This window comes from Roseobacter sp. SK209-2-6, assembly GCF_000169455.1.
GTDB lineage: Bacteria > Pseudomonadota > Alphaproteobacteria > Rhodobacterales > Rhodobacteraceae > Pseudophaeobacter.
Genome location: NZ_AAYC01000002.1, coordinates 273,338 through 293,472, shown reverse-complemented (window position 1 = coordinate 293,472; position 20,135 = coordinate 273,338). Strand labels below are relative to the sequence as shown.

At 55.6% G+C, this 20,135-nt stretch carries 22 protein-coding genes and 2 tRNA genes; 9 read left to right on the top strand and 15 right to left on the bottom strand.

The window, feature by feature from the left end; translation table 11 throughout:
- Positions 1-6: 6 nt before the first annotated feature.
- Complete coding sequence (gene rocF / locus RSK20926_RS04555) at positions 7-933, bottom strand: arginase (RefSeq protein ID WP_037253921.1); 927 nt, start codon at positions 931-933, stop codon at positions 7-9.
- Positions 934-1,046: 113 nt separating this feature from the next.
- Between rocF and RSK20926_RS04550 the strand changes: the two genes are divergently transcribed.
- Positions 1,047-1,472, top strand: a complete 426-nt coding sequence (locus RSK20926_RS04550; protein ID WP_037253754.1) for an Lrp/AsnC family transcriptional regulator — start codon at positions 1,047-1,049, stop codon at positions 1,470-1,472.
- Positions 1,473-1,504: 32 nt separating this feature from the next.
- Here the strand turns inward: RSK20926_RS04550 and RSK20926_RS04545 are convergent, their stop codons facing one another.
- Together RSK20926_RS04545 and RSK20926_RS04540 are read right to left on the bottom strand one after the other, a co-directional pair.
- Positions 1,505-1,963, bottom strand: coding sequence for a disulfide bond formation protein B (locus RSK20926_RS04545; protein ID WP_008204710.1), 459 nt, complete (start codon positions 1,961-1,963; stop codon positions 1,505-1,507).
- Positions 1,963-2,541 carry a YqaA family protein gene (locus RSK20926_RS04540; RefSeq protein ID WP_037253918.1) on the bottom strand — a complete coding sequence of 193 codons (579 nt, stop codon included), beginning with the start codon at positions 2,539-2,541 and terminating at the stop codon, positions 1,963-1,965. Before RSK20926_RS04540 ends, RSK20926_RS04545 begins: the two co-directional genes overlap by 1 nt.
- 161 nt (positions 2,542-2,702) lie before the next feature.
- On the opposite strand from RSK20926_RS04540, the gene RSK20926_RS04535 reads away from it, so the two are divergent.
- Positions 2,703-2,788: transfer RNA gene (locus RSK20926_RS04535), tRNA-Leu, on the top strand.
- Between the two features lie 164 nt (positions 2,789-2,952).
- On the opposite strand, the gene RSK20926_RS04530 is transcribed toward RSK20926_RS04535, so the two are convergent.
- The 11 genes from RSK20926_RS04530 to RSK20926_RS04485 all read right to left on the bottom strand — a co-directional run bounded on the left by RSK20926_RS04530 (position 2,953) and on the right by RSK20926_RS04485 (position 13,826).
- A complete protein-coding gene (locus RSK20926_RS04530) occupies positions 2,953-3,615 on the bottom strand; it encodes a class II aldolase/adducin family protein (protein ID WP_037253752.1) in 663 nt (220 codons plus the stop codon).
- Positions 3,616-3,633: 18 nt separating this feature from the next.
- Positions 3,634-4,725 carry an S-methyl-5-thioribose-1-phosphate isomerase gene (gene mtnA / locus RSK20926_RS04525; protein ID WP_008204706.1) on the bottom strand — a complete coding sequence of 364 codons (1,092 nt, stop codon included), beginning with the start codon at positions 4,723-4,725 and terminating at the stop codon, positions 3,634-3,636.
- Positions 4,726-4,861: 136 nt separating this feature from the next.
- Entirely contained in the window at positions 4,862-6,349 is a 1,488-nt protein-coding gene (locus tag RSK20926_RS04520; RefSeq protein ID WP_008204705.1) for a M81 family metallopeptidase, read from the bottom strand.
- Positions 6,346-7,995: an amidohydrolase gene (locus RSK20926_RS04515; RefSeq protein ID WP_008204704.1), complete on the bottom strand. Its 1,650-nt coding sequence runs from the start codon at positions 7,993-7,995 to the stop codon at positions 6,346-6,348. The genes RSK20926_RS04520 and RSK20926_RS04515 overlap by 4 nt, the downstream gene beginning before the upstream one ends.
- Positions 7,996-8,057: 62 nt before the next feature.
- Positions 8,058-8,996, bottom strand: coding sequence for an ABC transporter ATP-binding protein (locus RSK20926_RS04510; RefSeq protein ID WP_008204703.1), 939 nt, complete (start codon positions 8,994-8,996; stop codon positions 8,058-8,060).
- Positions 8,993-9,973, bottom strand: coding sequence for an ABC transporter ATP-binding protein (locus RSK20926_RS04505; protein ID WP_008204702.1), 981 nt, complete (start codon positions 9,971-9,973; stop codon positions 8,993-8,995). Before RSK20926_RS04505 ends, RSK20926_RS04510 begins: the two co-directional genes overlap by 4 nt.
- The gene (locus RSK20926_RS04500) at positions 9,970-10,827 is read right to left on the bottom strand and encodes an ABC transporter permease (protein WP_008204701.1); all 858 of its coding nucleotides are present in this window, start codon (positions 10,825-10,827) and stop codon (positions 9,970-9,972) included. The genes RSK20926_RS04505 and RSK20926_RS04500 overlap by 4 nt, the downstream gene beginning before the upstream one ends.
- Positions 10,828-10,840: 13 nt before the next feature.
- Positions 10,841-11,779, bottom strand: a complete 939-nt coding sequence (locus RSK20926_RS04495) for an ABC transporter permease (protein ID WP_008204700.1) — start codon at positions 11,777-11,779, stop codon at positions 10,841-10,843.
- A gap of 84 nt (positions 11,780-11,863) precedes the next feature.
- Entirely contained in the window at positions 11,864-12,955 is a 1,092-nt protein-coding gene (locus RSK20926_RS04490) for an ABC transporter substrate-binding protein (protein ID WP_008204699.1), read from the bottom strand.
- Between the two features lie 5 nt (positions 12,956-12,960).
- Positions 12,961-13,404: a twin-arginine translocation signal domain-containing protein gene (locus RSK20926_RS23125; RefSeq protein WP_008204698.1), complete on the bottom strand. Its 444-nt coding sequence runs from the start codon at positions 13,402-13,404 to the stop codon at positions 12,961-12,963.
- A gap of 227 nt (positions 13,405-13,631) precedes the next feature.
- Positions 13,632-13,826 (bottom strand): hypothetical protein, encoded by a 195-nt coding sequence (locus RSK20926_RS04485; RefSeq protein WP_008204697.1) that lies wholly within the window; start codon positions 13,824-13,826, stop codon positions 13,632-13,634.
- Positions 13,827-13,947: 121 nt separating this feature from the next.
- On the opposite strand from RSK20926_RS04485, the gene RSK20926_RS04480 reads away from it, so the two are divergent.
- Positions 13,948-14,739 (top strand): helix-turn-helix transcriptional regulator, encoded by a 792-nt coding sequence (locus RSK20926_RS04480; RefSeq protein ID WP_037253915.1) that lies wholly within the window; start codon positions 13,948-13,950, stop codon positions 14,737-14,739.
- A gap of 112 nt (positions 14,740-14,851) precedes the next feature.
- On the opposite strand, the gene RSK20926_RS04475 is transcribed toward RSK20926_RS04480, so the two are convergent.
- Positions 14,852-14,941 (bottom strand) — tRNA-Ser (locus RSK20926_RS04475).
- A gap of 118 nt (positions 14,942-15,059) precedes the next feature.
- On the opposite strand from RSK20926_RS04475, the gene RSK20926_RS04470 reads away from it, so the two are divergent.
- The 6 genes from RSK20926_RS04470 (at position 15,060) to proB (ending at position 20,101) form a co-directional block, all read left to right on the top strand.
- Positions 15,060-15,908 carry a DUF2059 domain-containing protein gene (locus RSK20926_RS04470; RefSeq protein WP_008204695.1) on the top strand — a complete coding sequence of 283 codons (849 nt, stop codon included), beginning with the start codon at positions 15,060-15,062 and terminating at the stop codon, positions 15,906-15,908.
- A gap of 312 nt (positions 15,909-16,220) precedes the next feature.
- Positions 16,221-16,775, top strand: a complete 555-nt coding sequence (rplU, locus tag RSK20926_RS04465) for a 50S ribosomal protein L21 (RefSeq protein WP_008204694.1) — start codon at positions 16,221-16,223, stop codon at positions 16,773-16,775.
- A gap of 11 nt (positions 16,776-16,786) precedes the next feature.
- Positions 16,787-17,056: a 50S ribosomal protein L27 gene (gene rpmA, locus RSK20926_RS04460; RefSeq protein ID WP_008204693.1), complete on the top strand. Its 270-nt coding sequence runs from the start codon at positions 16,787-16,789 to the stop codon at positions 17,054-17,056.
- 251 nt (positions 17,057-17,307) lie between these two features.
- Positions 17,308-17,844: a GNAT family N-acetyltransferase gene (locus tag RSK20926_RS04455; RefSeq protein WP_008204692.1), complete on the top strand. Its 537-nt coding sequence runs from the start codon at positions 17,308-17,310 to the stop codon at positions 17,842-17,844.
- Positions 17,845-17,972: 128 nt separating this feature from the next.
- Complete coding sequence (gene obgE / locus RSK20926_RS04450) at positions 17,973-19,007, top strand: GTPase ObgE (RefSeq protein WP_008204690.1); 1,035 nt, start codon at positions 17,973-17,975, stop codon at positions 19,005-19,007.
- Entirely contained in the window at positions 18,995-20,101 is a 1,107-nt protein-coding gene (proB, locus tag RSK20926_RS04445; RefSeq protein WP_008204689.1) for a glutamate 5-kinase, read from the top strand. Before obgE ends, proB begins: the two co-directional genes overlap by 13 nt.
- The last annotated feature ends 34 nt before the right edge of the window (positions 20,102-20,135 follow it).

Genomic DNA, 20,135 nt, shown 5'->3' with positions numbered 1-20,135 from the left:
CATGTGTTAGCCGTAGCTCCGGGTCGGTCGGTCAAAGACCCGTCGCCCAAGTGCAGAGGCGCAGAGATCCACCATGAGATGGGCCGTCTTGCCACGTTCATCAAGGAAGGGGTTAAGCTCCACCAGATCCAAGGAAGTCATCAAACCGGAGTCATGCAGCATTTCGCAGACCAGATGCCCTTCTCGAACCGTTGCTCCACCGGGCACAGTTGTTCCAACTGCAGGCGCAACCGAGGGGTCGAGGAAATCAACATCCAAAGAGACATGCAGCAAACCATTGGCCGCGGCCACACGCTCCAAAAAACGGTTTAGGGGACCAACAATACCATTCTCATCGATATCCCGCATATCGTGGCGGTGGATCTTGCTGTGTTCCAGTGCAAGGCGTTCTGGCGTATCGACCGAGCGCAGACCAATCATGCAGACATTCACTTGCGGCACCGGGTTTGCCACCTCTGGGAAGCCATCAAAATCCTCCCTGCCAGTGAAATATCCAACAGGTGTCCCGTGCAGATTCCCACTGTCCGTTGTCTTTGGAGTATGGAAATCCGTATGGGCATCCAGCCAAAGCACAAACAGCGGGCGACTTGCTTTGGCGGCATAATTGGCGACTCCGGTGACGGAGCCCAGCGAGAGCGAGTGGTCGCCGCCCAGGAAAATCGGCAAGCCACGCTCCATCGCGCGTTCCGCTACCTCGGCGAGGGAGCGTGTCCAGCCAATGGTCTCATTTTTTGCAAAAATCGCGCCCTTGGGGTCTTCAGCCTCATAGTTCTGTGGTGAAATATTGCCAAGGTCCTCGGTGCTATGGCCCAGGCTTTCTAGCGCCGGGGCGAGCCCGGCCGTCCGAAAAGCATCCGGTCCCATAAGACAACCCGCCCGCCGTTTGCCGCTGTCCACCGGGGCACCGATCAGAATGCAGTTTTTCGAAGTCACTTTGCGCTCCTCCTCATATTCCTCTTCGTCTCTCAAGAAACCGCCGAAACGTGATGGTTGAAACCAGTCATTTTGCCCAGTATGTTTAGTCTGTTTCCATTATGGAGGTTATTTTGGATAAAACGGACGAACGGCTCGTCGCTGCGCTGCGCCACAATGCCAGGGCCAGCCTGTCAGATCTTGCGCTACAGCTAGACCTATCGCGCACAACGGTCAGGGCGCGGATTGAGCGGTTGCAGATGCGCGGTGATATTCTTGGTTTCACCGTCGTGCTGAAAGAAGATGTGCTGCGCGACCCTGTTCGTGGTCTCATGATGATTGGAATTGAGGGCAGGGGCACCAGTAGAATTACGCGGCAGCTTCAAGGCCTACCTGAGGTGCGCGCGATCCACACGACCAATGGCCGCTGGGATTTGATTGTAGAACTTGGCACAGAGACCCTGGAAACCCTCGACACCGCACTCGCCAAAATCCGGACTTTTGATGGTGTTGTGAGTAGTGAGACAAACCTTCTCCTCGCAACCAAAAAAGACAGCTAAGCCTGAAGGTTGCGAGCCCAACTTAATAATATTTAACGGGCGTGGCGAGCGGCAGAAATCCAGATTAGCGCGAGGCCCAGGGACAGAATGGCATTCCATCCAGCCATGGAGATGCCAAACATTTCCCACGGAATCTCATCACAGCGCACCAATGGCGCGGACATGATCTGTTCCATCAATTGGTCAGCGCTGAGGCTTTCTATCGATCCAGAGGTGCAAGTGGTCGGGCCTTCCCAAAGCCCGCGCTCCACCCCACTATGATAGAGGCCGATTCCGGCAGTGGTGAGGGCGGCAAGTGCGCCCAGGTAAATCAAAGTGGTATTGGGAAAGAAGTAAGTCAGAACCCCGATCGCCACCGCAGCGATATGCGGGTAGCGCTGCCAATAGCACATCTTACAAGGTGGCAACTCTCCAAAATACTGAAAACCAAGCGCTCCCAACATCATAGCGGCAGAACCTGCAGCGGCGACAAGGACAAGAATGCGTTTCATCAGAGATACCTCACTGCGAGAAAACCACCAAAGAGCAAGATGATAAACAGGGTGAAAACCACCCCCAGTCGCTTCTCAATAAAGTCGCGGATAGGGGCGCCAAAAAAACGGAGTAGCGCCGCAACCGCGAAGAACCTGAGTGCGCGCGCGAAAATTGAGGTGGCAACAAAGGTCGCAATTGGCATTCCAGTCCAGCCGGACATGATTGTAATCACCTTGTAGGGGAAAGGGGTTACGCCTGCGCCCAAGACCGCCCAGAAGCCAAAATCGTTGAATTTGGCATTGAACGCCTCCATAGCGGCCCCTTTGCCCATGGCCTCCAGGATTGGTTGTCCTATGCTTTCATAGGCAAAAGCACCAATCGCGTAGCCAAACAGCCCCCCCAGTACTGAAGACACCAGAGCGACCAGCGCAATCAGCCAGGCCCGCGAAGGCCGAGCGAGGATCATCGGGATCATTAAGACATCTGGTGGGATAGGGAAAAAGGAACTTTCCACAAAAGAAACCACGGCGAGACACCAAAGCGCCTTTGGGTGATCCGCCAGGGTCATCGTCCAGTCGTAGAGTTTGCGAAGCACTGGCACCACCACCATAATTCCGATCTTTGCTGGCGTCGCATGTGAGGGCCTAGGCGTCAACACCCGCAATTTCGGGTTAGCGATTTTTTGCATGAAATCCTTGATCAGAGTGGTTTTTTCCTCTGGACCTTGGCGAAATGCTTGTTTAGGAACAGGCCAGTGCCCAAGTGGCGGAATGGTAGACGCAGGGGATTCAAAATCCCCCGCCTTTGCGGGCGTGCCGGTTCGAGTCCGGCCTTGGGTACCATAGCAAAAGCAGAGAGCGAGCCCAGGCTTCTCTCTGCTTTTTCTTTAGAAGCAAGTAGCTTGCCAGAAAAAACTCAACCATTTCTCTGCGATCTGGTCGAAATCGGTTTCTCAGCGGAAGCAGCAAAACCTGTCTGGCTGATAAGGGCTCAGAGGTGGGGCAGCTCAAAGAGTGCGGAGGCCATAGTCGGCAAAGGCCAGTTTGACTTCTTCGATCTCATCGGTGCTGAGCAAAACAGGCTGGCCAATAGACAAACTGGTGACATAGCCCTTCGCCAATGTCTCCAGCTCCGTCATCCGCCACATGGCACTTTGTAGGGTGTCGCCAACCACAACCGCACCGTGATTGGCCATCAGGCAGGCCGATCTGTCTTTTAGGGCGGTGACCACCTTTTCAGACAACTCTCTGGTTCCAAAAAGCGCATATTCAGCCAGGGGCACATTGCTGCCACCAAAAGCAGCCACCATATAGTGGCAAGCTGGTATTTCTTGCCGGTTCATTGCCAAAGCGGTGCAATTCACTGGATGCGCGTGAACAACGGCCTCTACCTGTGGTTTGGCATTCAGGATATCCCGGTGGAATTGCCACTCAGACGAAGGTTTCATCTGATCCGGGTCAGGCTCAACCGCGTTCAAAGGCATCAAAACCATCATTTCCGGGCGCAACTTATTGTAATCAATACCGGAAGGCGTGATCAGCATCTGATCGCCAAAGCGAACCGAGATGTTTCCAGAAGTTCCCTGGTTCAACCCTGTCGCATTCATCGCCAGACAGGCCTCAATTATCGCCTGTCTCAACTTTGTAGTATCTGAATATGAAGCGCTCACTTACCGACCTTTCCGGCTTTACACCATTTCAGGAAACAAAGAGGCAAGTCCAGTTGCGCTCGCTTCGCAAATCCCACGTTCGGTGATCAATCCTGTCACCAGACGATTTGGCGTGACATCAAAGGCAGGATTGCCGGTCCCGGTGCCTTCGGGGGTAACACGAACAGTAGAGATCTCACCTGCGCTGTTGGTACCGGTGACATGGGTGACCTCGCGGCTATCGCGATCCTCGATTGGGATCTCTTTCACGCCATCCGAAACCCGCCAGTCGATAGTCGGAGACGGCAGTGCAACATAGAAGGGAACATTGTTATCTTTGGCCGCCAATGCTTTGAGGTAGGTACCAATTTTGTTGCAGACATCGCCCTGACGCGTGGTTCTATCGGTGCCAGTTATCACCAGATCGACAAGGCCATGCTGCATCAGGTGCCCGCCAGCATTATCGGTGATGTAGGAATGAGGGATCCCATGGCTCCCCAATTCCCAAGAGGTCAAGGCCCCTTGATTTCTGGGGCGTGTTTCATCCACCCAGACGTGAATCGGAATGCCAGCGTTATGGGCTTGATACATCGGACTGGTTGCGGTTCCCCAATCGACGGTCGCGATCCACCCAGCATTGCAATGGGTCAACAGGCGGACAGGTTCGCCATCTGGTTTAGTCTTGGCAATGTCACGGATGAGCTGAAGTCCATGCTCACCAATGCGCCGATTGATATCAACATCTTCATCGGCAATTTCATGGGCGAGACGTAGCGCCGCTGCTCCACGCTTTTCAGGGGGCAGGGGCGCCAATGCCGCCTTGCAGCGATCAAGCGCCCAGCGCAGATTGATAGCCGTAGGGCGCGTTTCATTGAGAAGCTGCCAGGCCTGCTCCATATTAGCGTCACCTGCATCCTGCCGCATGGCAAAGGCCATCCCATAGGCGGCCGTCGCGCCTATCAATGGCGCACCACGCACATGCATGTCCTTTATGGCCACGCAGTAGTCCTGCAGACTGTCGAGTTGCTCAATACGGAAGTCGTGGGGCAACCAGCGCTGATCGATAATCTGCAGCGCCTCTTTTTCCAGATCCCACCACAGAGATCTATAATGATGGCCATCGACTTTCATGGGAGGTCCTCCTGGAGCCATAGAGCTATGAAGGGTCTTCTAGCGCTATTGCTTTGAGGCGAAAACCCTATCTGTCCGAGGTGGTACAAGATTCCAGCTTTGCACCTGAAGGCCCGACAGCTGCAAAGAGGGTCGGTTACGCTCTGAGAGACTGCAATTTTCCCTCTGATAAGTTGCGATATGAGATATCTCGTAGGTTGCAGATGAATGCACCAGGTGCAGCGACTGACTTTACTTCGCTCGCGATGGGATCAAAAGCAGCCCGAAAATGGACAGTACTTTTCAGGCAGATCGTTTTGTACCGGCAGGGATCAAGCCCGAAATGGGTAAAATGGGCCAGGTCGAGACATTGATTGCGCAGGCTGGTCACTACGATGTCAATGGTGGCTTCGACCCCAATGAGCTTGAGGGCAGCACTTTTTCCCAGTGTCGCAACGCCGCCTTGGTACATCTCCCCCGAATAAGGACAGATCCCATCACTCAGGGAGAGCGTTTCAACCTCACATTCAATGGCGGCCACATCCTCCAGGCCAGACTTCCCACCAAGGGAGGCACGAAATCTGGCATTTGGACCCACTGCATGCGCTTTGGCCGCTGTTTCGGGATCATGCAGCAACCCCATCAGGACATCTTGGCATTTCCCATCCATAAGCGCCTGCAGCAAACCGGTAGTGTCAGAGGTTCCGCCAGCGCCAGGGTTATCCTGGACATCCGCCAGGATCAGAGGTTTGTCGCTGGTGTGATCTGTGGCACGCACCGCCTCTGGGAGGGATAACATGGAATGGTCAACCTGGGGTTCAATCTGTCGGAACCAATCCATGATCTCTTCAGCAGCTGTTTGCGCATCCTCATTCGTGTCGGCATAGGTGACACAAGAGGGTCCGGTATCAGGGAGGTCTGCGGCAGTGAAGCCAAGCGCGATATCAGCTTCTACACCCTTACCCTTCAGCTCCGGAAGTCGACCATAGAGATCGTCAAATGGGGCAATGCCAGTGAATTGCGCATGTAATGGGATTAGATAGGGGACCTGACGAAATGCCTTATGAATCCGCTTTCCCTTCATGAGGCGTTTCAGAACCGGAAGGCAGCGCGCCCCCGTTTCGGCCATATCCAAATGCGGGTAGGTTCTGAAGATGGTCAGAAAATCAGAGTGTTCGATCATCTTGGCAGAGATATTTGCATGCAAATCCAGACTAGCGACAACGGGGACATCGGGTCCAAGGAATTCGCGGACCCGGCTCAGCAGTTCACCTTCACCATCAGCAAGGCTTTCGGTAACCATCGCGCCGTGCATGTCCAGGTAAACACCATCGAGTGGGCCAGCCTCCCTTAGCCCCTGTAAGATCATGCCGGTGATTTCTTCAAACGCATGGTCCGTTACATGGGCCGAGGGTTCCGCCGCGCACCAGAGGAGCGGAACCAGAGCACACCCGGCTGCTTCGGCTGCCGCAGCAAAACCGGCAATCGGAAGGTTCATGCCCCGCGTTTCTGAGACGACACGGTCTTCATGCAGCATTTCCGGCCAGGAATCCGCCATTTCGAACTCCGCAAGGCCTGCTTTGGTTACACCGAAACAATTGGTTTCGTGCTGAAACCCGGCAATTGCGATCCGCTTGCCTCTCATCGACTTGCTCCGGAGCCTTTTGTGACAGGTTCGGCTTGATAAACGACCTCCCCTCGTCGGATAGTCGCCAGGACCCGGGTTTCACACAGCCGATCGGGGGCTTCCAAGGGGTTGCGCGACAGGATTGCAAGATCGCAAAGCTTACCCACTTCGATGGAACCCCGTTTGTCCTCCTGAAAGACCTGCCATGCGGCGTCAATGGTCTGGGCCCGCAGCGCCGACATAACGCTGATTTTCTGATCTTCCCCCAGAACACGCCCGCCGGAGGTTGTGCGGTTCACGGCGCAATCGGCGAGATGAATAGGCCGTGTCGGGGTGACAGAGGCGTCATTGTGTATAGTATAGCGCAGCCCGATCCGTTCAGCCGAAGCAGCCGGAGAGATCCGCTCGGCTCGTTCGGGCCCCAGGAAGGTATCATAGTGACGATCACCCCAGAAATGCACATGGGCAGAGAAAAAGCTAACAGTGATGCCCAGCGCGAGCATCCGTTCCAGCTGGTCATCGCGCAGGGCTTGTCCGTGAATGATCGTGTGGCGGTGATCCTGTCGCGGAGTTTTCCGTAGGGCTTCTTCCACTGCATTAATGAACAAGTCTGCGCCCGCATCACCGTTGCAATGGCAGTGAATCTGATATCCAAGGTCATGTAGTTTCATGACCTGAAATTGATGCTCCCCCTGGCTGGCGTAAGACATTCCACAGGGGTAATCTGGATCAATTGGTTTGAAGTAGGGAGCACTGAGGTAGGCAGTCTGCAGCTGGAACGCCCCGTCCGTAAAGAGCTTTCTTGGCCCAAGCGTGAAATGTGGATTATGCGGCCAGTCAATGGCTTTCGCCCCAGAGGTCAGTTCTGGTTCCAGCTCACCGATGGGCAGGAGCATCAGATCATATCCAGGATCCTCATCCGCGGGCAGTGAGGCGAAATGCTCCAGCATTTCCCGCGTCGCCCAGGCATTCTGCGCATAGGTCACCCCATAGGACAGATACTCATCCCGGGTGGCATTGAACCCCTGCCAGAACTTCTCTCTGTTGATCAGGAAATCGGTGTTGCCCATCGCGCCCATCGCTGAGATGCCCTCAATCAATCCCGTGAGCTCACCAGTCTCAGGATCGCGACCGAACCGTCCGCCCAGTGGATCTGGCGTATGTTGCTCAATCCCTTGCATCTGAAGCGCCAGAGAGTTCGCAGAACCATTGTGACCAGAGGCATGGATCACCCAGATCGGATGACTTGTTGAAACCTGGTCCAGTTCCTGACGTGTTGGCAGCCTCCCTTCGGCGATTGCAGTATTGTCCAGCGAGACACCCATGATCCACTCTCCATCAGGCGTTTCAGCCGCCTTTTTTGAGAGCAAAGCGAGGGCAGAGGAGATATCTGTGCATTCCCCCCGTGGCGGGTGGGCCAGATTGACGCGGAACAGTTTGATAAAACCGGGATCTGGAAAATGGCCATGCGGGTCAATAAAGGCGGGGATCATGGTGCGCCCGTCAAGATCATACATTTCAGTGCCCTGAGGCATGATTTGGCGCAGATGCGCTTCTGATCCAACCGCCTGAATGGTTTGGCCTGTGGTAAGGACAGCCTCTGGTCTTGTGTCGTTTGCATCCATCGCCAGGATCAGACCATTAAAATAGAGAGTTGAGTTCATTCTTTTATTTCTGCTCAGGGTAAGGCGCACTCAAGCATGGTTCATGCTTGAGAGTGCAGGGGTTAAGCGGCCTGTCCGGCCTTCATTGGAGATAGGCAACGCAAGCCGTGCCCATTTTCCACTTCCCAAGGCGGCACAGTGGTGCAGATGGGTTTTGCAAAGGGGCAGCGCTCGCGGAACTCACACCCCTGTGGGCGCTTGAGCAAACTGGGCGGTTCCCCTTTGAGAGCGATGCGTTCCAGCCGCGCATCGGGATCCGGTTCAGGGTTCGCTGACAGTAGGCAATGGGTATAGGGGTGACGCGGATCGGCAAAGATCGTTTCCGTATCGCCTTCTTCCACCAAACGGCCCAGATACATGATGCCCATCCGATCGGCGACATGGCGCACGACGTTGAGATTGTGGGTGATGATCACCATCGCCAGCCCCAGCCGTTCGCGCAGGTCATTCATCAGGTTCAACAACTCACCTTGAACCGAGACATCCAAACCGGCGGTGGGTTCATCCGCAAGGATCAGCTTTGGTTCCAAGGCCAGGGCGCGCGCCACTCCTACACGGCGGGCTTGACCACCCGACAGTTGATAGGGGTAGCGATCGGCAAAATGAGCGGGCAGATTGACCATCTCAAGCAGTCGCTTTGCCTCGGCATCCAGGTCTCGCTGCCGCATACCTTGAATGCGATAGGGTTCGGTGATCAGGCTACGAATTGTCAGGCGTGGCGAGAGGCTGCCAACCGGATCCTGGAACATCATCGCGATGTCCTTACGCAAGGGACGGAGTTCCCGTTCCGAGGCGCCCCGTATCTCCCGGCCGTCAAACTTAACCGAGCCTTGCTGAGCCGGGGCAAGCCCGGCAATCGCACGGATGACAGTGGTTTTGCCTGACCCGCTTTCGCCAACCAGCGCATAGGTTTCGCCCGGCTCAACCTCAAAACTCACCCCAGCCAGCACATCCACTTTGCCATAACTGGTGTGCAGGTTCTTTACGTCCAGAAGGGTCATGCGCTCACCTCCTCATGATTGAGCCAACAGGCCGCCCGATGCCCCTCCTGCAACTGCGTAAGAGGCGGAACTTGATGGGCGCAGCACGGAAGGGCCTGATCACATCTGTCTCGAAAAATGCAACCCTCCGGCAGGTTGGCCAGATCCGGGACCTCGCCCGGTATGGTTGGAAGAACACGGGCACGTGTCTTGATATGACCTGGGTCACAGTCGATCAGACGGCGAGTATAGGGGTGTTTCGGGTTGTGAAAGATCTCCCTGACATCGCCGCTTTCGATCACTGCGCCGGCATACATCACCACCACGCGATCGCAGAGCTCTGCAATGACACCAAGATGGTGCGAAATGAACAAGATGGCGCAGTCGAACTGCTGCTGCAGCTCCTGCAGACGTTCGATGATCTGCACCTCCAGTGTTGCATCCAGCGCTGTGGTCGGCTCATCCGCGATCAGCAGATCGGGTTCCGACATCAGCGCCATGGCAATGGCGATCCGCTGGCGCATCCCGCCAGAGAACTCATGCGGAAACTGGTCCAACCTTGCCTCGGGGTCTGGAATGCCCACGGCGCCAAGCATCTTCGCAGCGCGTGCTCGCTTCTCTGCCTTGGACGCCTTGGAGCGATGCTGGATATCCAGCATCTGCTGGCCGATGGTCAAAACCGGATTATGGGTCTGCATCGGATCCTGGAACACGATGGAGATGTCTTCCCCACGCAATGCCCGCATCCTGCGTTCCGACAGGGGTAACAGATCCTGCCCCTTAAAGCGGATCTCACCCTGGCGAAACCTGGTGTTTGGAGCAGTCAGCCTTAGTATGGAAGAAATCAGAGTGGATTTTCCACACCCGCTTTCCCCGACAATACCGACAATCTCACCTCGGTTCACATCAAAGGTAATGTCCCGCAGTGCCTTCAGGTCTCCGCGCGCGGTTTCATAATCCACACCCAGGTTGTCAATTTGCAGAAGTGTATCACTCATCGCTGTTTCCTCAGTTTCGGATCCACCACATCGCGCAGGCTCTCACCCAAGAAGGTGAAACCGAGGGTGGCAAGGATGATTGGAAGGCCGCCACCAACCACCAGCCAGGGGGTCTGACGGATGAGCGCATAACCATCCTTAAGCAGGGCGCCCCAGCTCGGGGTTGGTGGCTTTACACCAAGCCCAAGAAAGGAAAGTCCGGCCTCGAGTGCAATCACCGTGGGGATATCCATCGCCGCAAGAACCGCCAGAACACCGATGATATTGGGCAACATATGAACCCCGAGAATGCGCGCCATGCCGGCTCCCATCGAGCGTTCGGCGAGAATAAACTCTGAGTTGCGCAGGGTCAGTGTCTGAGTGCGGGCCACCCGCCCATAGGTCGGGATGGAGGTTGCCATGACCACAAAGACGACGGTTTGCAAAGACGGCCCAACCAGAGCCACAACTGCCAGTGCAAACATTACGGTTGGGAAAGAACGGATGGTGTCAAAAAACAGCATCAGCAGGTTGTCCAGCCATTTCGGACCATATCCTGCAATCATACCCAGGGTGAGGCCGATGATCATGGCCCCGAACACCGCTGGCAGAGCAACTTTCAGAGCAACCTGACCGCCCATGATAACCCGCGAGAAAGTATCGCGGCCCAATTGGTCTGTGCCAAGAAGGTAGGTCAGGGAGGGCCCCTGGAGGCGGTCTTTGATGTTCATGCCGATGGGATCATGCGGGGTGATCCATGCAGCAAACAGGGCGCAGAAGATGATGGTTCCCACGATGATCAATCCCATCAAGCCCAGAGGGTCACGGGCTACACCGGTCAGGATCAGGCTAAGTTCAGAGCGCGATTTTGACATATCTCGGGCCTCCTCAGTTTTCGCTGCGGGCACGGGGGTCGAGCCAGGCGTTGATCAGGTCCGCCAGCGCAGTGGAGACAACAAACAGGGTCGTGGAGACCAGCACGGAGCCCATGACAATCGGATAGTTGCGGGTGGTGATACTATCGATCACCAGCTTGCCCAGTCCCGGGCGGGCAAACACGATCTCGGCAAAGACGGCGGAACTCAGCAAAAACCCCATGCCCACGCCGATCACGGTCACAACCGGCAGGATCGCAATGCGCAGCGCATAGCTCAGCACAATGCGCCCTTCGCTGATGCCAAAGGCACGGGCCGTGCGGATGTGGTTTTCACCCATGACTTCCAGCATCGAAGCCCGCACCAGTCGCGCGACATAGCCAACCCAGCTAAGCCCGATCGCAAAGGCCGGCAGGACGAGGTGATCCAGTTTATCCCAAATCCCCTCCCCGACGCCGATGGCAGGAAACCATTTCAGGTTCACCGCAAAGATCAGCAGCGAGAGTAGGGCAACCACAAAGGCCGGGGCAGCAACGAAAGCAACGGATATGGCTGCAGTCATTCGATCAATCAGGGTATTGGGATGGGCCGCCGCATAGGCGCCAAGCCCGATTCCTAGGGCCGCAGACCAAAGGATTGATGCAAAGATCAATGACAGCGTATGTGGGAGTTGTTGAAAGACAATATTGGTCACGGAACGACCGGAAAACACATCGGTGCCCAGATCGCCCTGCAGGAGGTTGCCGTAGAAGATCACCAATTGGCGCCAGATCGGCTGGTCCAGCGCCAGCTCCGCCGTCAGCCGTGCCTGCAGTTCAGGTGTGGCGCGCGGGCCAAGCATGATTTGAACCGGATCACCGGGCACAGCACGGATCATCAGGAACATGGCGGTCACTGCCACCAGGACAATAAGTACAGCAAGGGCAAATCTGCGAAGAGCATATTGCAACATGGGGTCAGGCACCTTTTGAGCCAGAAATAAGTTGCGCGGCCACCTCTGGGACGAATGGCAGCCGCGCATAAGCCTAGGGAGAAGTTAGGCTTTTCCGAAGTAACGCAGCAGCGCTAGCCCATCCGGACGCAATGCCGGGTTTACTCGAGATGAATGGATCACCGGGGTCGCCTCATGGGTGAGGAAGCGATAGGCACCGCTTTCTTCCATCAAATCCTGCGCCCGTTGATACATCGCATCGCGCTTGGTGATGTCGGTCTCCTGCGAGGCGGCCTGGTGCAGCTCATCGAACTCGGCATTGCGGAAACGTTCCCAGTTCCAGATGCCTGCCTGCTCCTTGATAAACCAGGCCGTCGCATAAGATGGATCCGGCGCCATAGAGAACCGGTTCAGCACAAGCTGTAGGTTCTCATTGTCACCGCTGGCCCAGAAGGCGCCACTCTCTAGCACGTTAACTTCAAGTGTGATGCCGATCTGTGCCAACATCGCCTGAATGACCTGCGCCATCGTGGTGTAGGTGGTCTTATTCAGGATATCGAGGGTCAGGGTGACATTGGTTTCGCCGGACTCGGCCAGCAAGGCCATAGCCTTTTCGATATTGGCTTCCGCCGGCACCAATCCCTGCGCCCGATTGCCCGCAAGGCCCGGAGCGATGATCCCGGTCGAAGGTGCTGCCGCCCCAAAGTATGAGGCTTCAAGCACGGTCGGCACATCAATGGCGTGTTGAATTGCCTGCCGCAGCTTCTGGTTTTGCAGCTTGGGATGATCCAGATTCATACCCAGCCAGACGTAATAGAGCGATGGGTTCTCTACCAACGTTCCACCATTTGGGACGCCCCCGCGATAGCGATCCACGGACCCAAGCGAGACGCGGGTGAAATCCAGTTCGCCGGCTTCAAAAGCGATCTCCGCAGTGTTCTCGTCATCGATAGGCAGGATCTCAATTGTATCCCAGGCCGGCGCATCACCTTTCCAATCCGGATTGCGGCTCAGCACGGTTTTTTCCTTGGCAGCCCAGCTGGAGCGCAGATAAGGACCGCTTTCCGCAACCGGATCGCTGCCAATCCGCCCACCTGCGGCCTCAACTGCCTTTTGGAACGATATTGCCGGTGATATAAGGCAGGCGATCGACCAAAGCGGGCAAAGGCTCTTGAGTACATGGTGCTTCGCGCTCACTGTACTCACATGGCTGAGAGGCCATATCCGCTATCGACTTCGGTTGCATCGGCACATGCGTTCAAAACTGACTTCACATCCTCAGCACTCATGGAGCCGAACCCATTGGTAAAGCCAATATTGTCGCGCAGGGCAAATTTGATATGGGTCGGATCAACCTGTTCAATCATGGAGGCGGCATCCAATTGCCAGTCCCATTCGCGGCCAGGTTTATATTGGATCAGCTTGTTGTAGATTGCCGCATGCACTTCTTCCTCGGTGACACCAACACTATGTGCCGGATCCATATTTGGCGCATCGCCGTAGGCACGCACGCGCAACACCCCATCACTGGCTGCGAGGGCTCGGTCCGCCAGCCCGATAGGCAAAGCCGCAGCTGCCCCAAATGCTGTGGCGCCTTTCAAGAAGCTCCGGCGCCCCACGGATGCCTTTGTCCATTCGATTTTCATGTTTTTCCTCCCTGGAATGCTGTTCAAAGAAGCCCTGGTGATGTGAGTTCCACCCACTCTGTCTTCCGGTTTTTGGTTTTGTCTGCGCCTTCGCTGGCGCATGGTTGTGATGAGGGTCGGTTTCTCCCTATCGCGGTGGAGTGATTGATGATTCTGCTGGCAACCTGACCTGCCGCACGCCGATCAGGCCGGAATGCCGGACATCCGAATGAGTTGTAGAGGGAACGCTAAAGACCACCGAAACCGGAAATTTCGGGCAGCAGCTTGTTACCCAAGGGATGAGGATCAGGCGAATAGCGGCCCATATCCGCAGCCGGGATCAGTTCAGCTGACACAAAAAAGGGGCGGGACCTCCTCGTCCACATCCCTTCCGGCTGATGGTGGCACTGAATTTCAATCGTCTTTGTCGTCATTTCCATCATGTCTTCCAACTGGGAACAGGAAGAGATTGACCGCTTCACACTGGATTCAAACTGTGCAAAATTGAGTGAATTGACGCTTTTTGCTCCTAAGTCGCGTCAGTCCGCGAAGGGTAAACGCCATATGAACGACAATTTTTCAGAAAACCTCAGGCTTCTTTGTGCGGAGCATGGGAGCATTTCACAGATCTGCCGTGAAATCGGAATCAACAGGCAGCAGTTCAATCGGTATCTGAACGGCAGCTCCATGCCTTCAGCCCACAACCTGCGCCGCATCGCCCGCCATTTTGACCTTAGTGAGAAGCAGTTGTTTGGCGACCCAGCTGAATTGGATGAGATCTTGCGGAGCGAAGACCATCTGATCGGTGAATCTACCTCAGATTCTTTTCTTGCACCTTATAGAGGGCAACAAAAGAACCTTCGCCGCTACCTCGGGTTTTACCATTCGCATTTCTGTACTCCTTCCTGGGAGGGAAAGATCTTTGTTTCACTGGTCCGGGTTTCTGAAAAAGATGGCTATGTCACCTGCAGATCCTACGAGAATGCGGTTTCGGTGGACAAAAGCATTCGCCAGGTTTCCCGATATGACGGGCTTGTCACGATGCGAGGAAATAGAATTTATGTGACCGAACACGAGCGTACACGCGAAGGCTGCGTCGCACAGACCATTCTATATTCTGCACATCGGCAACAGCTAAAGTACCTGCGTGGCGTAACAATGGGAGTTGCCTGGCGGCCCTATGCACACCCCTATGCGGCCAAGGCCATTTGGAAACGTCTTGATGAGCGCGTTACTGCGAGAGAAGCGCTCGAACGCTGTGGTACCTACTCGGAGAAAAGCCTGCAGATTGATCCAACAATTCGAAACTACCTGAGCAGCCCCTCGGGTGTCTTGTCTTCGGGAAAACCGATGTGAAGGAAGCAGACTTTTATTCTTGAGCAAGGGGCCTTGCGCTCTCTTTTCTCAAGGCCTCTGGAGAATTCGCTTTCGCGCTCAGAAATCCTCAGATGTCATTTTCGAAGAAAAATGGCGGAGAGACAGGGATTCGAACCCTGGGTCCCCGTGAAGGGACAACGGTTTTCGAGACCGCCCCGTTCGACCACTCCGGCACCTCTCCGCGGGGGGTGAGCGGCGGTTTAGTCGTGAAATGCAATCGGTGCAAGAGGGGAATTTCAACTTCTTGAGAGAAAGCCGATTTTTGTTGTTTGCTCATTTTTTTCACCTAGATATTGCCTATGTCTTTTCCTTATTCCCCCCTCCGCTCCATTTTGCGTGTTCTCTACGCCGCTCTTTTTCTCGTTTTGGGGACATTTTCGGCCCACGCCGCAGAAAGTGCCAAAGTCAAAACCTTCCTTGAAGTGACAGGATTTGACGTGGCCCTGGATAGCATCGCCCTGACAGCGGGTGGAGCACCCGAGATGTTGGGGATGACTTCTAGCGCTTTTGGCGACGAATGGAGCCGGCTTGCCTCAAAGGTTTTTGACCAGGACAAGATGCGGGGGCTGGCACTGGAAATCCTGACCAAGACCCTGCAGGAGGATGCCCTGGAGTTTGCTATGCGCTTTTACGACAGCGATCTGGGCAAGCGTCTGGTATCGGCGGAAAACGCTTCACATCTGGTAGAAGAAGATGACCTGAAGCAGATCGCCGGTGAGCGTATCATTGCGGATTTGGTCCGTGAGGCTAGCAATCGTTTAGCACTCTTTAAACGCATGGGGGCCGCTATTGACGCCTCTGATTCAGGTTTGAAGTCCATTCAAGAGGTGCAATTTCGTTTCCTTATGGCAGCTCATGCCGCGGGTGTCATTGAGCTGCAACTCGACGCTGAAGGGCTGCGCGCCTTTCAGAAAAGCCAGGAAGCCGAAATCCGGGTCGCAATTCAGGCCGCAAACCTTGCGGCCTCTGCCTATACTTACCAGGGGTTCAGCGATGAGGAGCTACTTGCCTATGTCGAAGCTCTGGAAAACCCTTTGATGCAGCAGGTCTATGAATTGCTGAATGCGGTTCAGTTTGAAATAACGGCTAACCGCTTTGAGGCCTTGGCCTATGAGATGAAGGATCTGGGGCAGGGGCAAGATCTCTAGTGCGCAGCCTGCACTGTTTACAGTCACACCGGGGCCTCGTGACAAAACGCTAAAGAAACGATGCTTGCCAGTGCGTATCTTTGTGGCGGTGAATGTAGTCTCAGACCGCGAGAATTGCGCAGCAGAAAGATTAAGCGCTTGGGACTTGACTTACTGCTGCTTTCGGTTCAAAAGCCCGCATCCCGGCCCGGAATCCCTGTGCCGGGTTCTATTTGTAATACCGCTCCTATGTGGGCGCGCTGTTCGAGGCGGCATCAGCCGAAACACCCATTATGGGGGCCGAAGGACGCGGTTGGAAAAGGAAAGACGCAGATGTTTGCGGTCCTCAAGACTGGCGGCAAGCAGTACAAAGTTCAAGCGGGTGATATCCTCCGCGTTGAAAAATTGGCTGCTGATGCTGGCGAAACCATCCAATTCGACGAAGTACTGATGCTGGGCGGCGACGCTCCTGTTGTTGGTGCACCTCTGGTAGATGGCGCTGCTGTAAAAGCAGAAGTGATCGACCAGATCAAAGGTGACAAGGTCATCAACTTCGTTAAGCGCCGCCGGAAGCACTCTTCCAAGCGCACCAAAGGCCACCGTCAGAAGCTGACTCTGGTCAAGATCACCGAGATCCTGGCATCGGGCGCAACTAAAGCTGCTCCTAAAGCCGCTGCAAAGGCTGCCCCGGCTGCCGAAGCCGCTGCTGGTGATGATCTGACCCAGTTGACCGGTGTTGGCCCAGCTGCTGCCAAGAAACTGGCAGAAGCCGGTCTGACCAGCTTTGCTCAGATCGCAGCCTTGTCGGCAGACGACATTGCTGGTATCGAAGCGGTCAAAGTGAAGCCCGAATGGGTTGAGCAGGCCAAAGAGCTGGCTAAAGGCTAAGGAGAGAAAGAATGGCACATAAAAAAGCTGGTGGTTCCTCCCGTAACGGCCGCGACTCAGCTGGTCGCCGCCTTGGTGTGAAACTCTACGGTGGCCAGGCGGCCATCGCAGGCAATATCATCATTCGTCAGCGCGGCACCAAGTTCTGGCCGGGCGAGGGTGTTGGCATTGGCAAAGACCACACCATCTTTGCAACCACCGAAGGTGCAGTCACCTTCCACAAAGGCCTCAAAGGCCGCACCTTTGTATCGGTTCTCCCAGTGGCGGAGGCCGCTGAGTAAGCCGAACCCGCTAAGGTTTTAGATATTAAGGGGATCGGCAAGAGCCGGTCCCCTTTCTTGTTTTTCGGTCGCTTTGCGGCAGAAGAATAGAAGGTTCATGGGTTTGCAGTAGCCAAGCAGCTTCTTGGTACTGCGACTGGAATGTCAGGATTGTGAAGAAGCGGATCTTAACCGCCCTTCAAATGCCCAATTTTTATGCCTTGATATAGAGGCAGCCAATTGTTCGAGGCCTTTGCATAAGGAGCAGAGTAATGAGTCTGGATCACGTGATCAGTCAACCGGTAATCAACACCAGCCGGTTCGTCCTGCGACCCCTTCGGGAGTCCGACAAGGGCCTGATTTCCCACTATGCGGGCGACAAACGCGTCGCACGCATGACCAGCTCTATTCCGAATCCGATGCCGCCGGGCGCGGTTGATGCTTTTGTTGCGCGTGCAATGGCTGAAAACCGCGAAGAAGATATCTGGGCGATCGACGGCACCCCTGACGGTGGCGAAGAGCTGAAAGGCATCATCGGCCTCAAGCGCATGGACCGCAACCAAACAGAGGTGAGCTTTTGGATTGCACCGGTGTTTTGGAACACTGGATTGGCGTCAGAGGCGGTTGAAGCTTTGGTGAATGCGAACCCGCTGAAAAATGCGGCGATGTTTGCCTCTGTTTTTCAGGACAACCCGGCATCGGCCCGTGTGCTGATCCATAGCGGGTTTGAATACCTGGGCGATGCGGAAACCTATTGCCTGGCGCGTGATTCAAACGTCCCAACCTGGACATATAGCCGAAAACTCTGATTGGTCTTTCCGCAGCTTTCGGGTAAGCCACTCCCTAAATCCGTTAACCGGGCCTTCAGGCCCGGTTTCCCCATACCTATAGAGAAGAGGGTCTACCCGTATCACGGGTTGAGCCCAAAGGAGCCGTCATGAAATTCCTCGATCTGGCAAAGGTCTACGTCCGGTCCGGTGGCGGCGGCAACGGCTGTGTTAGCTTCCGCCGTGAGAAATACATCGAGTATGGCGGACCGGATGGCGGCGATGGCGGCAAGGGGGGCTCTGTCTGGGCCGAGACTGTTGATGGCCTGAACACGCTGATTGATTTCCGCTATCAACAGCATTTCTTTGCAAAAAACGGCCAATCCGGCATGGGTCGGCAACGCACCGGCAAGGATGGGGATGACATCATCCTGCGGGTTCCGGTAGGCACAGAGATCCTCGATGAGGATGAAGAGACCGTGCTGGCCGATATGACGGAATTGGGTCAACGCGTTCTGCTCGCAAAAGGCGGCAACGGCGGTTTTGGCAACCTACATTTCAAATCCTCGACCAACCAGGCACCGCGACGCGCCAATCCTGGTCAGGAAGGGGTTGATCGTACGATATGGCTAAGGCTCAAACTTATCGCGGATGCAGGCCTACTTGGCCTTCCAAACGCCGGAAAATCCACCTTTCTGTCCGCCACTTCTAATGCGCGGCCCAAGATCGCCGACTATCCCTTTACTACACTGCACCCGAACCTCGGCGTTGTGGGAGTTGATAATGCAGAATTCGTCATGGCCGATATTCCGGGCCTTATTGCCGGCGCGCATGAGGGCAAAGGCATCGGCGACCGGTTCCTGGGTCATGTTGAACGCTGCGCGGTTCTGCTTCATCTGGTTGATGGCACCTCGGATGACGTTGCCAGAGACTACCGGACCATCATTGATGAGCTGGAAGCCTATGGCGGCGAGCTGGCGACAAAACCCCGCGTCACTGCCCTGAACAAGGTTGATGCACTTGACGACGAAGAGCGCGAGGAAGCGCGCAAAGCTCTGGAGGAAGAGGCTGGTGGGCCTGTCTTCATGATGTCAGGTGTTAGCCGGGAAGGGTTGAACGAAGTCCTTCGCGCCGTGCGGGCACAGGTAGATGACAATCGCATCCGCCTGAAACCCGTCGAGGAGGAAGCACCTTGGCAACCCTAAAAAGTGCCAAGCGTATTGTTGTCAAAATCGGTTCTGCTCTGCTGGTTGACCGTGAAAGTGGCAAGTTGCGCGCCGGCTGGCTGCACTCCTTGGCGAATGATGTCGCCTGGCTCAAATCTCTTGGCAAGGATGTGATCCTGGTCTCATCCGGCTCCATTGCGCTGGGGCGCGAGGTGCTGGAACTTCCGCGCACAGAACTGCCCTTGGAAAAGTCGCAGGCCGCTGCCGCAGTGGGGCAGATCCGTCTGGCACGCGCCTACGAAGAAGCCCTGGCGCCTCATAGTATTACAACGGCCCAGGTCTTGGTCACATTGGAAGACAGTGCCAATCGACGGCGCTACCTGAATTCCCGTGCAACATTGGAAACGCTGATTTCTATGGGCGCGGTCCCTATCGTGAACGAAAACGATACGATTGCCACCGATGAAATTCGCTATGGTGACAATGATCGTTTGGCGGCACAGGTCGCCGTGACCGTCGGCGCAGATGCGCTTGTGCTCTTGTCGGATGTGGACGGTTTTTATAGCGCAAATCCAGCAATGGACCCCGATGCAAAGCGTTTTGAACGTGTTGATGTGATCACGCCGGAGATCGAAGCGATGGCTGGTGATGGGGTTTCCGGCCTTTCCAAGGGCGGCATGATCACCAAGCTGATGGCCGCAAAAATGGCGACGGCCTCGGGCTGCGCCATGGTGATCACCGAAGGCTCACCCTTGAACCCGCTGAAAACACTGGAAGATGGAGCCGATTGCACCTGGTTTACGGCGCAGGATGACCCTCATCTGGCGCGCAAACGCTGGATTTCTGCGATGAAAACCCGTGGCGTTCTTACAGTGGACGAAGGTGCCGCCAATGCGCTGCAAAACGGTAAAAGCCTATTGCCCGCAGGGGTGCGTCATGTGGAGGGTGACTTTGGTCGGGGCGATCCCCTGGCCATCCTCAGCCCAGACGGGCGCAAACTGGGGCAGGGGCTGTCACGCTATACAGGTGATGAGGCCCGCGCCATTCAGGGGCGCCAATCGCATGAAATCGAAAGCTGCCTGGGGTATCCCGGACGCGCGGCCCTGATCCATCGCGATGATTTGGCGCTGTAAGACTTCCCGTCCAGGTCTGGATCACGCCGCGCAA

Coding starts and splice junctions, on each gene's coding strand:
- rplU (WP_008204694.1), top strand. CDS start 16,221: ATGTTTGCGGTCCTCAAGACTGGCGGCAAGCAGTACAAAGTTCAAGCG.
- RSK20926_RS04470 (WP_008204695.1), top strand. CDS start 15,060: ATGTCTTTTCCTTATTCCCCCCTCCGCTCCATTTTGCGTGTTCTCTAC.
- rpmA (WP_008204693.1), top strand. CDS start 16,787: ATGGCACATAAAAAAGCTGGTGGTTCCTCCCGTAACGGCCGCGACTCA.
- RSK20926_RS04545 (WP_008204710.1), bottom strand. CDS start 1,963: ATGAAACGCATTCTTGTCCTTGTCGCCGCTGCAGGTTCTGCCGCTATG.
- RSK20926_RS04485 (WP_008204697.1), bottom strand. CDS start 13,826: ATGATGGAAATGACGACAAAGACGATTGAAATTCAGTGCCACCATCAG.
- RSK20926_RS04495 (WP_008204700.1), bottom strand. CDS start 11,779: ATGTTGCAATATGCTCTTCGCAGATTTGCCCTTGCTGTACTTATTGTC.
- RSK20926_RS04515 (WP_008204704.1), bottom strand. CDS start 7,995: ATGAACTCAACTCTCTATTTTAATGGTCTGATCCTGGCGATGGATGCA.
- RSK20926_RS04510 (WP_008204703.1), bottom strand. CDS start 8,996: ATGACCCTTCTGGACGTAAAGAACCTGCACACCAGTTATGGCAAAGTG.
- RSK20926_RS04480 (WP_037253915.1), top strand. CDS start 13,948: ATGAACGACAATTTTTCAGAAAACCTCAGGCTTCTTTGTGCGGAGCAT.
- RSK20926_RS23125 (WP_008204698.1), bottom strand. CDS start 13,404: ATGAAAATCGAATGGACAAAGGCATCCGTGGGGCGCCGGAGCTTCTTG.
- obgE (WP_008204690.1), top strand. CDS start 17,973: ATGAAATTCCTCGATCTGGCAAAGGTCTACGTCCGGTCCGGTGGCGGC.
- RSK20926_RS04455 (WP_008204692.1), top strand. CDS start 17,308: ATGAGTCTGGATCACGTGATCAGTCAACCGGTAATCAACACCAGCCGG.
- RSK20926_RS04500 (WP_008204701.1), bottom strand. CDS start 10,827: ATGTCAAAATCGCGCTCTGAACTTAGCCTGATCCTGACCGGTGTAGCC.
- mtnA (WP_008204706.1), bottom strand. CDS start 4,725: ATGAAAGTCGATGGCCATCATTATAGATCTCTGTGGTGGGATCTGGAA.
- RSK20926_RS04505 (WP_008204702.1), bottom strand. CDS start 9,973: ATGAGTGATACACTTCTGCAAATTGACAACCTGGGTGTGGATTATGAA.
- RSK20926_RS04520 (WP_008204705.1), bottom strand. CDS start 6,349: ATGAGAGGCAAGCGGATCGCAATTGCCGGGTTTCAGCACGAAACCAAT.